At 61.6% G+C, this 11,952-nt stretch carries 10 protein-coding genes; 5 read left to right on the forward strand and 5 right to left on the reverse strand.

What is annotated here, in order from left to right; translation table 11 throughout:
- Nucleotides 1–84: 84 nt before the first annotated feature.
- Nucleotides 85–993 carry a DMT family transporter gene (locus ACA041_RS24385; RefSeq protein ID WP_497438149.1) on the forward strand — a complete coding sequence of 303 codons (909 nt, stop codon included), beginning with the start codon at nucleotides 85–87 and terminating at the stop codon, nucleotides 991–993.
- A gap of 61 nt (nucleotides 994–1,054) precedes the next feature.
- Here the strand turns inward: ACA041_RS24385 and ACA041_RS24390 are convergent, their stop codons facing one another.
- From ACA041_RS24390 to ACA041_RS24410, 5 genes are all read right to left on the reverse strand, one after another.
- The gene (locus ACA041_RS24390) at nucleotides 1,055–2,635 is read right to left on the reverse strand and encodes an aldehyde dehydrogenase (NADP(+)) (protein ID WP_497438151.1); all 1,581 of its coding nucleotides are present in this window, start codon (nucleotides 2,633–2,635) and stop codon (nucleotides 1,055–1,057) included.
- A 42-nt stretch (nucleotides 2,636–2,677) separates the two neighbouring features.
- Entirely contained in the window at nucleotides 2,678–3,673 is a 996-nt protein-coding gene (gene araD1 / locus ACA041_RS24395; protein ID WP_497438153.1) for an AraD1 family protein, read from the reverse strand.
- Between the two features lie 54 nt (nucleotides 3,674–3,727).
- Nucleotides 3,728–4,903, reverse strand: a complete 1,176-nt coding sequence (locus ACA041_RS24400; RefSeq protein WP_150745842.1) for an L-rhamnonate dehydratase — start codon at nucleotides 4,901–4,903, stop codon at nucleotides 3,728–3,730.
- Between the two features lie 453 nt (nucleotides 4,904–5,356).
- Nucleotides 5,357–6,361, reverse strand: coding sequence for a 4-hydroxythreonine-4-phosphate dehydrogenase PdxA (locus ACA041_RS24405; RefSeq protein ID WP_497438155.1), 1,005 nt, complete (start codon nucleotides 6,359–6,361; stop codon nucleotides 5,357–5,359).
- Nucleotides 6,358–7,314 carry an amidohydrolase family protein gene (locus tag ACA041_RS24410; RefSeq protein ID WP_497438157.1) on the reverse strand — a complete coding sequence of 319 codons (957 nt, stop codon included), beginning with the start codon at nucleotides 7,312–7,314 and terminating at the stop codon, nucleotides 6,358–6,360. The genes ACA041_RS24405 and ACA041_RS24410 overlap by 4 nt, the downstream gene beginning before the upstream one ends.
- Nucleotides 7,315–7,791: 477 nt before the next feature.
- Between ACA041_RS24410 and ACA041_RS24415 the strand changes: the two genes are divergently transcribed.
- The 4 genes from ACA041_RS24415 to ACA041_RS24430 all read left to right on the forward strand — a co-directional run bounded on the left by ACA041_RS24415 (nucleotide 7,792) and on the right by ACA041_RS24430 (nucleotide 11,928).
- Nucleotides 7,792–8,805, forward strand: a complete 1,014-nt coding sequence (locus ACA041_RS24415; protein WP_497438159.1) for a Bug family tripartite tricarboxylate transporter substrate binding protein — start codon at nucleotides 7,792–7,794, stop codon at nucleotides 8,803–8,805.
- A 52-nt stretch (nucleotides 8,806–8,857) separates the two neighbouring features.
- A complete protein-coding gene (locus tag ACA041_RS24420) occupies nucleotides 8,858–9,391 on the forward strand; it encodes a tripartite tricarboxylate transporter TctB family protein (RefSeq protein WP_497438161.1) in 534 nt (177 codons plus the stop codon).
- Nucleotides 9,388–10,917, forward strand: coding sequence for a tripartite tricarboxylate transporter permease (locus ACA041_RS24425; protein WP_497438163.1), 1,530 nt, complete (start codon nucleotides 9,388–9,390; stop codon nucleotides 10,915–10,917). Before ACA041_RS24420 ends, ACA041_RS24425 begins: the two co-directional genes overlap by 4 nt.
- Nucleotides 10,918–10,986: 69 nt before the next feature.
- A complete protein-coding gene (locus ACA041_RS24430; RefSeq protein ID WP_497438166.1) occupies nucleotides 10,987–11,928 on the forward strand; it encodes a LysR family transcriptional regulator in 942 nt (313 codons plus the stop codon).
- The last annotated feature ends 24 nt before the right edge of the window (nucleotides 11,929–11,952 follow it).

Genomic DNA, 11,952 nt, shown 5'->3' on the forward strand with positions numbered 1-11,952 from the left:
GTGGCCCTGTATGACGCAACGCAACCATTGCCTTGCGCCCTGACTGGCGCGACACTTGCGCGCCAATCATGGAAGGAAAGCGTTGTGAACCCCGTTGATACTCTGCGTTTGTTGGCGCTTGCCGCCATTTGGGGGGCGAGCTTCCTGTTCATGCGCATCATCGCCCCTGTGATTGGCACGATCCCCACTGCTTTTTTCCGCGTGTCGATTGCCGCGGTCGGGCTGCTGGTGATCCTGGGCCTGATGCGCATCAGTTGGGACTTCAAAGGCAAACTCAAGACGGTGATGCTGCTCGGGGTAATCAACTCCGGTATTCCAGCGACCCTGTACTCCGTCGCCGCCCAAGTGCTGCCGGCCGGTTACTCGGCGATTTTCAATGCCACGACGCCGCTGATGGGGGTGTTGATCGGCGGCCTGTTCTTCCATGAAAAACTCACCGCTGCCAAGCTGGGCGGGGTATTTCTCGGTCTGGTCGGTGTCGGCATCCTCACCCGGGCGGGCCCGGTGGCGTTCGATATGGACCTGTTGATGGGCGCCCTCGCCTGCCTGCTCGCCACCACCTGCTATGGTTTCGCCGGGTTCCTCGCTCGCCGCTGGCTGGATCAGGCCGGTGGCCTCGACAGTCGTCTATCGGCGGTGGGCAGCATGCTCGGCGCGACCTTGTTTTTGCTGCCGCTGTTTGGCTACAGCGTGATCACTCAGCCCCCGGCGAGCTGGGGCGGCTGGAGTGTCTGGCTGTCTTTGCTGGGGTTGGGACTGGTATGTACCGCGTTGGCGTACATTATTTACTTCCGCCTGCTCAGCTCGGTCGGGCCGGTGAAGTCGATGACCACGACCTTCCTGATTCCGCCGTTCGGGGTGTTGTGGGGGGCGCTGTTGCTGGGTGAGCCGTTGTCGATGGCGCACATTTATGGCGGGGCGTTGATCGGGGCGGCGTTGTGGTTGGTGTTGAAGCCGGCGGTGGGGAAGGCTTCCAAGGTGGTTGCCCGGTAGTGATGTGGGGTTGCGGGTGACGCCTTCGCCGGCTTGCCGGCGAAAGCGATCGCTCAGGCAACTACAAAGCCGACTGACTCACCTCACCATCCACCAACCGCCGAATCCCCAGCGGATTAGCGTCCTGCAACGCCTCCGGCAACAAGGCATCCGGATAATTCTGGAAGCACACCGGCCGCAAGAACCGGTCGATGGCCAAGGTCCCCACCGACGTCCCGCGCGAATCCGATGTTGCCGGATACGGCCCGCCATGCACCATCGCCTCGCACACCTCAACCCCGGTCGGATAGCCGTTGAGCAGGATCCGCCCGACCTTCTCCTGCAGCAACTCAGCCAGCCAGCGATATTCCAGCAACTCATCGGCTTCGCCGATCAGCGTCGCCGTCAGTTGCCCGCGCAAGCCATGTAGCGCTGCCGCCAGCTGTGCCCGGTCCTCGACTTCAATGACGATGGTGGTCGGCCCGAAGACCTCCTCCTGCAGCAGTGGATCGCCCTTGAGCAACAGATTGACATCCGCCTGGAACACTTGCGGTTGAGCCTGATTGCCCTGTTGCGGCTTACCCGCCAGGTGCGTCAGGCCCGGATGTTCGTGCAGCTCGCCCAGGCCTTTGGTGTAACTGACCAGCGCGCCAGCGTTGAGCATGGTCTGTGGCGGTTGCTGATTCATGCTGGCGCAGAACGTTTGCAAAAACGTGCTGAACTGCGGCGAGCGCAGGCCGATCACCAGGCCCGGATTGGTGCAGAACTGGCCGCAACCCAGGGTCACCGAGCCGGCCAATTGCGCGGCGATCTGCTCGCCACGCACCGCAAGGGCTTCGGGCAGCAGGAACACCGGGTTGATGCTCGACATCTCGGCGAACACCGGGATGGGCTGCGGCCGGGACGCAGCCATCTGACTCAGGGCATCACCGCCCTTGAGCGAGCCGGTAAAGCCCACGGCCTGAATCGCCGGGTGCTTGACCAGCCATTCGCCGACGCCAGCGCCGTAGATCATGTTGAACACGCCGGCCGGCATTTCGCTGCGCTCGGCGGCGCGCAGAATCGCATCCGCCACCCATTCGGCGGTGGCCATGTGTCCACTGTGAGCCTTGAACACTACCGGGCAACCGGCGGCTAGCGCGGACGCGGTATCACCCCCGGCGGTAGAGAACGCCAGCGGAAAGTTACTCGCGCCAAACACCGCGACCGGCCCCAGGGCGATGCGGTACTGACGCAGGTCCGGACGCGGCAACGGTTGACGATCCGGCAGTGCCCGATCAATCCGCGCGCCATAGAAATCGCCACGGCGCAGGACCTTGGCGAACAGGCGCATCTGGCCGCTGGTGCGTGCGCGCTCACCCTGAATGCGCCCGGCCGGCAACGCGGTTTCGCGGCAGACGGTCGCGACGAAATCATCACCCAAGGCATCGATTTCATCGGCGATGGCGTCGAGGAACAGCGCACGTTTTTCCGCGCTGAGGTTGCGGTAGATCGGGTAGGCAGCCGCAGCGGCATTGGCGGCCGCATCCACTTCGGCTTCGGTCGCCTGGAAGAACCTGCCGGGCAATGGTTCACCGCTGGTCGCATCGAGGCTTTGCAGCTGCAGGGTGCCATTGGCGCTGCGCTGACCGCCGATGTAGTTGTGTCCGAGTAGCATGGTCATGACTGATTCCTTGACCGGCTGGCAGCGCCGGTAATTGAAGGCTTAAAGCGCACGAACCTGGCCGATGGCCAACGGCTGGGCGCTTTCGCCGATACCGTTTTCCAGCGGTGCGCCGAACTCGTCGAGGCTGATCTGGAAGCGATCCCCCGGCTGGGTTTTCACCCCGTCGGCAAACGACAGCGTGGCGGTGCCGAAGTAGTGCACGTGGACATCGCCCGGACGCAGGAACTGCGCGTATTTGAAGTGGTGGAATTCGAGGTTGGCGAGGCTGTGGCACATGTTGTCTTCGCCGCTGAGAAACTCCTTTTCCCAGAGGGTTTCGCCGTTGCGCGTGATGCGGCTGGTGCCCGCCAGGTGTCTGGGCAATTCGCCGACGCGCAGCTCCGGGCCATAGGCGCAGTAGCGCAGTTTCGAATGGGCGAGGTACAGGTAATTGCGCCGCTCCATCACATGGTCGGAGAACTCGTTGCCCAAGGCATAACCGACGCGATACGGCTGGCCGTCATCGCCGATCACATAGAGCCCGGTCAGTTCCGGTTCTTCGCCGGCATCCTCGGCAAAGGGCGGCAGCGGGAAGTCCGCGCCGGGGCGCACGACGATGCTGCCGTCCCCCTTGTAGAACCATTCCGGCTGCGCACCGACCTGGCCGGCCGCTGGTTTGCCGCCCTCCAGCCCCCATTTGAAGATGCGCATGGTGTCGGTCATGCCGGCTTCGACCGCACCGTCCTGCTGGTGCATCTTGTCCCGTGCCGAGGCGCTGCCCAGGTGAGTCAGGCCGGTGCCGCTGATCAGGCAATGGGCCGGGTCATCATGGTCCAGCGGTGGCAGGACGTGGCCCTGCTGCAACAGTTGCGCGTAATCCGGGCCCGGCTCGGTGCCGCGCAGGGCGACTTGATCTTGCAGGCTGTGCCGGGCGCGAATGGCCGCGAGTGCCAGTTCACGGGTGCTGCGGGTGTCGCGCACGACCTGGACCCGGGAACCCTCGACGAGACCGACCTGGCGCTCCCCGGCAGTGTTTTCAAATTGAATCAGGCGCATGTCCGGCCCTCCAGAAAGTCGTGGATGGCGCCGTTCACAAACGGCGCCTCAAGGTCACTCGATGATGTTGAAGTCGCTCAGGTACTCATCGGAGATTTCCAGGCCCAGACCCGGTTTGTTGTCGTCGAGCTGGATGTAGCCGTTGACCGGTTGTGGCTCGCCCTTGAACACGTAGTAAAAGAGTTCGTTGCCGACCTCGACATCGAACACCGGGAAGAACTCGGCCATCGGCGACGCCGTGGTGGACATGGTCAGGTGGTAGTTGTGCATCTGCCCGGCGTGCGGGATCACCGGCACCGACCAGGCTTCGGCCATGGCGTTGATCTTGCGTGCGGCGGTGATGCCGCCGACGCGGTTGGTGTCGTACTGGATCACGTCGATGGCGCGGCGCTCCAGCAGGTCCTTGAAGCCGTAGGAAGTGAACTCATGCTCGCCGCCGGAGATCGGCATGATGCCCATCTTTTTCAGCTCGATGTAGCCCTCGATGTCGTCGGCGATCACCGGTTCTTCGAGCCAGCGTGGTTCGAACTCAGCGAGTTTGGGCAGCATGCGGCGGGCGTACTCGAGGGTCCAGCCCATGTAGCATTCGAGCATGATGTCGATGTCCGGGCCGGCCAGCTCACGCAGCGCCCGCACTTGTTCGATATTCTTGCGCATGCCCGCCGGGCCATCTTTCGGGCCGTAGCCGAAACGCATTTTCAGCGCGGTGAACCCCTGGTTCAGATAGCCCTGGGCCTCTTCGAGGAACAGGTCGAGGTTGTCGTTGGCATAGAGCTTGGAAGCGTAGGTCCAGATCTTTTCCTTGGTGCGACCGCCAAGCAGTTTGAACACCGGCTTGTTCACGGCTTTGCCCATGATGTCCCAGATGGCGATGTCGATCGCCGAGATCGCCGCCATGCCGATGCCTTTACGGCCCCAGGCGTGGCTCTGGCGGTACATTTTCTGCCAGATGTATTCGTTGTCGAACGGGTCTTCGCCAATCGCGATCGGTGCCAGGTAGGTGTCGATGATTTCCTTGGCCACACGCGGCGCCAGGGCGCAGTTACCGATGCCGACCAGACCGGTGTCGGTCTCGACTTCCACCACCAGCCAGCCGTGGAAACGGAACGAGCCCATGGCGTCGCCGCGCTCGAACAGGATGTCGCTGGCGTTGGTGCAGAAGTGCGCTTGAGGGGGGACGACTTTGCCTTTCCACTCGAAAACGCGGGTACGGATGGCTTTGATTTTCATGAATACAGTTCCTTGCGCTGCCGGCTTTTTGTAGTTGTCGGGTCGCTGCGCAGAGCCGCCCATGTGGTCGGCTCCGGGCATTCGATGGAGCGACTTTAGCCAGCGCCCGGGGGTGGCGGATAATCACTTATGCACATCCATCGATAACCAGGGGTGATAGCAAAAACCGAATATCAGGTAGATCGGGTTATCAGGCTTCACGCAAAAAAGTAGGAGCTGGCTTGCCAGCGAAAGCGGTTCTGACAGTCACCTAATGTGTGTCTGTCAGGCCGTCTTCGCTGGCAAGCCAGCTCCTACAGGGTTTTGTATTGATCACAAAATCGAGCAATACCATCAGTCTCTGTGGGAGCGAGCCTGCTCGCGAAGACGGCAGTACAGACACTTTTTCAGTGACTGACGGACCGCATTCGCCGGCAAGCCGGTCTCGCTCCCACAGGGGGTGTTGCGTGGTTTTCAGTAGGTGGTGGTGCCCATCCGACACGCAATCTCAAACGCCTGGCGGATGGCGCCGACGTTGGCCTTACCCTGCCCGGCAATATCGAACGCGGTGCCGTGCGCCGGTGTGGTGATCGGAATCGGCAACCCGCCTTGCACCGTCACCCCGCGGGAGAAGCCCATCAGTTTGATCGCGATCTGTCCCTGGTCGTGATACATGGTCACCACCGCGTCGAAGGCACTGGCATCGCCCTGCACCTTGAGGAAAATCGTGTCGCCCGGGTACGGCCCTTCGGCTGCAATCCCCAGCGCCTGAGCCGAGCGCACTGCAGGGCCGATGATGTCCAGCTCTTCGCGACCGAACGAGCCGTTGTCGCCGTTGTGCGGATTCAACCCGCACACGCCGATGCGCGGTTTCTCCAGGCCGTTACGCTTGAGCGCGGTGTCGATCAGCTGGATCGCTTCCACCACCCGCGCCTGGGTAAGCATGCCCGGCACATCGGCCAGGGCCACGTGGGAGGTCACCCGGGACGTCCAGAGATTGTCGAGCACGTTGAATTCGCAAAATGGCCCGTGGAAATCCAGCAGCTCTGCGAACCAGTGCAGCTCGTCGCTATGGGCCATGCCGGCCATGTGCAGCGAGGTCTTGTTCAGCGGGCCGAACAGCACCGCATCGGTAGTACCGGCTTCGGTCAGGCGCAGGGCTTTTTCCAGGGTATCGAGGCTGTAGCGGCCACCGATGACACTGGCTTCACTGCGGGGAAATTCGCCTATGGTGTCGCCACGAAAGTCATAGAACAGCGGCGTGTCATCGAGAAAATCCAGCTGATCCAGGGATTCAACACGACAGTAAGGAAACTCCTTCCCGGCAATGCGCATGCCGCGCCGCATCTCCGCCTCGTCGGCGATCAAAATCACATTGGCCTGGCTGCGCACCTCGGGTTCGCCGAGCAGGCGCGCGATCAGTTCCGGGCCGATGCCCGCCGGGTCACCCAGGACCATGGCGATGGTTGTCTTGTTCATACTTCACTCCTCATTGGTTCAGGCGATGGCCGGTCGATGGCGCCAGGCTCGCAACGATAAACCCGCTGTGCGTTGCTGTAGAACAGTCGCTCCTGATCCGCCAGTGGCAGATCGGCAACGATGGATTTGAAACCGTTGTAGATGTCATTGAACGAGCCGCACAGGCTGTCCACTGGAAAGTTGCTGGCGAACATCACCCGACCGGGACCGAACATCGCGATCACTTCGCGCACGATCCAGGTGTTGTCCTTGGTACGCCACGCTTGTCCCGCCTGGCCGAGGCCAGAGATTTTCACTTGAACGTTAGGCCATTGCGCCAGGCGCGACACCGCCAGGCGCCAACCGGCAAGGCCTTCCGCGCTGCGGTCGCTCGGCAGCCCGGCGTGGTTGAGTATCAGCGTGGTGCCAGGAAAATCCCGGGCCAGCCTTTCGGCCTCGTGCAGGTTCCACCAGGGCGTCTGCAAATCGAAGTGCAGCCCCAGCCCTTGCAGCGTGGCGTAACTGCGCCGCCAACGCTCATCACTCATCAGGCTGCGGACATGGCCAACCTGCGCGGGCGTGGACGGGCCACCGGGTTTATGCCGAACGCTGCGCACGCACTTGTAGCGTGCTTGCTCGGCCAGCACCTCGAGGGCGTCCGGGTGATCAAGCCAGGCTTGCGCGACAATCGCGTTCGGTACGCCGTAGCGCGCGGCCAGTTGCTCGATGAAACGGGTTTCGCCGATCGGGTCGCGCGGGTTCCATTCGGTCTCGACGTACACCGTCTTCACGACCTGATGGGGCCCGGTATCGGTGAAGTAGTCGTCAGGCAGATAGCGACGCTTGATCGCACTGTAATCACCGTAGCGAAACGGGATATTGGCCTCGGGCGCCAACCAGGGATGGTCATTGATCGACGGGTCCCAGAAGTGATGATGGGCGTCGATGATCGGCCCACTCCAAAGCTCACCCATGAGGCACCTCGTGGAGGTTGATGATCGCTGGCGATGTCGCCGCAGCCGTCGGCTGGAGACCTGCGCCAGGCGAATGCGGGGAAGCACTGGGACGGGCCATGGTGCGTACCTCGAATTATTATTTTCCTGGGTGCGATACACCGCTTGATGGCGGTACTGGCGAGCACTATCGAAGCCTCAGTGATAACCGTCCAATCAAAACTTGAAATAAGGCGATAGCCTTGGGTTATGTCATGCCCTGCTTTGAGGGGGCTTTCAGGGTATTGCACCAGGACCTACTTTCTACTCAAATGGCTCTGGCGCAATGGTCCTGGCGATAAATGCGATTTTCGGCATGGCAACCTATAACCCCAGGCTATCGGCGTATGTATTGTTTTGACTAGACGCGGAAGCGACGCCTTCCCACACTCACTCCAGGCTTGCAGCTCTCAACCACCGACAAGTCACTCATAACAACTACAAAAACGAGGCCCTTCCATGCGAAATGCATTCGTCCGTCGCACATCCCGTCTGGCTCTTGGCTGCACACTGGTCGCCGCAGGTGTCCTTCCCGCCCTGGCTCACGCCTGGCAGCCGGACAAGAACGTCGAAATCGTTGTCGCCGGCGGTCCCGGTGGCGGTACCGACCAGCTCGGCCGACTGATCCAGTCGATCATCACCACACACAAGTTCCTCGAGGTGAACACCATCGTCCTGAACAAGGGCGGCGGCAATGGCGCCGAAGCCTTTCTCGACCTGAAAATGAACAAGGGCGACCCGGAAAAACTGGTGATCGGCACCAACAACATCTACCTGTTGCCGCTGGTTTCCAAGCTCGGCTATCAATGGCAGGAACTCACTCCGGTAGCGGCCGTGGCCGAGGACGACTTCATTCTCTGGAGCTACAAGGACGCACCGTGGAAAGATGCCAAGGGCTTCTACGAAGCAGCCAAGGCCGATCCGTCGAAAATGCGCATGGGCGGCAGCCAGTCCAAGGATGTCGACCAGACCCTGACCCTGCTGCTGAACCAGACCAACAACAGCAAACTGGTGTACATCCCCTTCAAGAGCGGCAGTGAAGCCGCGACACAACTGGCCGGCAAGCACATCGCCGCCAACGTCAACAATCCCAGCGAAAGCATCAGCCAATGGCGTGGCGACCAGGTCGAACCGCTCTGCGTGTTCAGTAAGGAGCGCATGAGCTACACCGAGAAAGTCGCCGGCGATAAATCCTGGGCCGACGTTCCGACCTGCCACGAACAGGGCCTGGGCATCGATCAGTATCGCTTCCCGCGCACCGTGTTCATGCCCGGCGAAGTCACAGCCGAACAGCGGGCGTTCTACGTCGAGCTGATGCGCAAAGTCACCGAGACCCCGGAGTTCAAGGCCTACGTCAAGCAGAACGCGCTGGTACCGACCTTCCTCGAAGGCGAGCCACTGACCGCCTACATTGAAAAGGACACCGCCCGTGTCACCCCGGTATTCAAAGAAGCCGGCTGGCTGAAAAACTGAGTTGTCCACGGCCGGGCGCCCGCGCACGGCCGTCACCCCTGGAGGTGTTTTCATGTCCCACTCTTCGGATTCACCGGCGCTGGTCGGCACCCGCTGGGTCGAGCTTGGCCTGACACTCTTCACCACGCTGATCGGCGCGGTGGTGATGTTCGGCAGCGTCGAACAAGGTATCGGCTGGGGCGATTCCGGCCCCGAGCCGGGTTACTTCCCCTTTTACATCGGCCTGCTATTGAGCGCCGCGAGCCTGGGCAACGGTGTGTTGACCCTGGTGCGCTGGAAAGCCCTGAGCATTTCATTCGTCAGCCGCAGTGCATTCAGGCAGGTGCTGTCGGTGTTCATCCCAATTGCGCTGTTCGTCGCCGCCATGCCGTTCACCGGTATTTACCTGTCCTCGGCCTGCTTCATTGCCTGGTTCATGTGGCATGACAAGGCGCGAGTCAAACCTTATGGCAAGTTGATGATCGCCACCATATCCCTCGGCGCGGTACTCGCCAGCTACCTGATTTTTGCGCTGTGGTTCAAGGTCCCGCTGGATGCCGGCCCGATGGGCGACTGGATTAGCCTGGCCGGGAGAAATTTCAAATGAGCGAATTCGATTCCCTGCTGCAAGGCATGAACCTGATCCTGACCCCCGGCCATATCGGGCTGATGGTGGTCGGCGTGCTGCTGGGTATTCTGGTCGGCGTGTTGCCCGGCCTCGGTGCCCCCAATGGCGTGGCGTTGCTGTTGCCGCTGACGTTCACCATGTCGCCGGTGTCGGCGATCATTCTGCTGTCGTGCATGTATTGGGGCGCCCTGTTCGGCGGCTCGATCACCTCGATTCTGTTCAATATCCCCGGCGAGCCCTCATCGGTGGCGACCACCTTCGACGGCTATCCGATGGCCCGCGAAGGCCGCGCCGCCGAAGCGCTGACCGCGGCCTTCAGTTCGGCACTGATCGGCGCCCTGGCCGGGGTGTTGTTGCTGACATTCCTGTCGACAAAAATTGCCGCGTTCGCCATGTCCTTCAGTTCGCCAGAGTTCTTCGCAGTGTACCTGTTGGCATTCTGCACCTTCATCGGCATGAGCAAGAACCCGCCGCTGAAAACCGTGGTGGCGATGATGATAGGTTTCGCCATGGCTGCCGTCGGCATGGACACTGTCTCGGGCAACCTGCGCCTGACCTTCGATCAGCCGGCCCTGATGACCGGCATCAGTTTCGAAGTGGCGGTGATCGGCCTGTTCGGCATTGGCGAAATCCTCTGCACGGTCGAAGAAGGCCTGGTGTTCCGTGGCGAGCATGCACGCATCACACCGATGATCATCCTGCGCACCTGGGCCAAGTTGCCGCGCTACTGGTGGACCATTGTGCGCAGCACCTTGGTCGGATGCTGGATGGGCATCACGCCTGGCGGTCCAACGGCGGCATCGTTCATGAGCTACAGCCTGGCGCGACGTTTCTCGAAGAACCGCGAGAACTTCGGCAAGGGTGAACTCGAAGGCGTGATCGCCCCGGAAACCGCTGACCACGCCGCCGGCACCAGCGCCCTGCTGCCAATGCTGACGCTGGGCATCCCAGGTTCAGCCACCGCCGCCGTAATGCTCGGCGGGTTGATGATCTGGGGCCTGCACCCTGGCCCGACGCTGTTCGTCGAGCAACATGACTTCGTCTGGGGCCTGATCGCGAGCATGTACCTGGGCAACGTCGTGAGCCTGATCGTGGTGTTGGCCACCGTGCCGCTGTTTGCTTCGATCCTGCGCATCCCGTTCTCGATCATTGCGCCGATCATCATCATGGTCTGCGCCATCGGGGCCTACTCTGTGCACAACTCGTTCTTCGACGTGGTGATGATGCTCGGTTTCGGCGCGCTGGGTTATCTGTTCAAGAAACTCGGTTACCCGATCGCGCCGCTGGTGTTGGCCGCGGTGTTGGGGGACAAGGCTGAAGACGCGTTCCGTCAGTCGATGCTGTTCTCCGACGGTCACATCGGGATCTTCTGGTCGAATGGATTGGTGGGCAGCCTGACCACGGCGGCGCTGCTGATGCTGTTCTGGCCGCTGATCTCCAAAACCCTGCAAACCCTGCTGGGGCTGCGTAAACCTAACATCGCCAAGCCAAAATCGGTGCTGTGACACAGCAATGCTGGCAACGCCTGACATTTGTTGTCAGGCTTGCCGCAGTCCTTTTTCGCGAGCGCGGCCATGACCCGAATTCCTGTTGCCAATGTGATCCACAGTCGACTGCGTCTGCGCCAGCTGCGGCTGATGCTGGCGCTGCAGGAGTTCGGCTCGTTGCGCCGCGCCGCCGACCACATCGGCATGACCCAACCGGCGGCGACCAAGATGCTGCACGAAGCCGAGGACTTGCTGGGTGTGGAACTGTTCGAGCGTCTGCCCCGGGGCATGCGCCCTACCCCCTTCGGGGAAACCGTGACTTACTACGCGCGCATGGTGTTCGCCGAAATCAGCGGCATGCGCGAGGAACTGGTTGCGCTTGAATCCGGCAACCTTGGCCGGGTCGCGGTCGGCGCGATTCCGGCGCTGGCTTCGGGGCTGTTGACCCGGACCATCGCCACCTTGAAGAAAAGCCATCCACGGTTGTCGATGAGCATCCAGGTCGATACCAGCGACGTGCTGGTGCAGGCCTTGCTGCAGGATCAACTGGACATCGTATTGGGCAGGATTCCAGCCGGCGCACGGGCCGAAGAATTGCTCTTCGACAGCCTCGGCGAAGAAGCCCTGTGTGTGATTGCCGGCGCGCAACATCCATTGGCTCAGGAGAAACAACTAAGCTGGGCAGAATTGCAGAACATGACCTGGGTGCTGCAACAGCATCCAAGCCCGATGCGCGCGATCATCAATCAGGTGTTCCACAATGCGCGGGTCGATATCCCCAGCAGCATTGTCGAAACCACCTCGATCATGACCTTGCTCTCATTGGTCCAGCAGACCGACATGCTCGGTGTGACACCGGTGTCGGTGGTCGAGGATTATCCTGGCCGTGATCTGCTGGCGGTGCTGCCGATCAAATTCGAAGCACGGCTGCCCCCCTATGGGCTGATCACCCGGCGGCATCGCATTCAATCGTCGGCGATGCAGGCGTTCATGAATTCAGTGCGCGCCGAACATGCGCAGGCCAAGTAAAAAGGCCCGGAGCGCACGCCCCCG

The organism is Pseudomonas sp. LBUM1676 (assembly GCF_059695605.1).

Excerpts from the sequence above, each read along its gene's own strand:
- ACA041_RS24430 (WP_497438166.1), top strand. The coding sequence starts at position 10,987 with ATGACCCGAATTCCTGTTGCCAATGTGATCCACAGTCGACTGCGTCTG.
- ACA041_RS24415 (WP_497438159.1), top strand. The coding sequence starts at position 7,792 with ATGCGAAATGCATTCGTCCGTCGCACATCCCGTCTGGCTCTTGGCTGC.
- ACA041_RS24410 (WP_497438157.1), bottom strand. The coding sequence starts at position 7,314 with ATGGGTGAGCTTTGGAGTGGGCCGATCATCGACGCCCATCATCACTTC.
- ACA041_RS24405 (WP_497438155.1), bottom strand. The coding sequence starts at position 6,361 with ATGAACAAGACAACCATCGCCATGGTCCTGGGTGACCCGGCGGGCATC.
- ACA041_RS24425 (WP_497438163.1), top strand. The coding sequence starts at position 9,388 with ATGAGCGAATTCGATTCCCTGCTGCAAGGCATGAACCTGATCCTGACC.
- ACA041_RS24390 (WP_497438151.1), bottom strand. The coding sequence starts at position 2,635 with ATGACCATGCTACTCGGACACAACTACATCGGCGGTCAGCGCAGCGCC.
- araD1 (WP_497438153.1), bottom strand. The coding sequence starts at position 3,673 with ATGCGCCTGATTCAATTTGAAAACACTGCCGGGGAGCGCCAGGTCGGT.
- ACA041_RS24420 (WP_497438161.1), top strand. The coding sequence starts at position 8,858 with ATGTCCCACTCTTCGGATTCACCGGCGCTGGTCGGCACCCGCTGGGTC.
- ACA041_RS24400 (WP_150745842.1), bottom strand. The coding sequence starts at position 4,903 with ATGAAAATCAAAGCCATCCGTACCCGCGTTTTCGAGTGGAAAGGCAAA.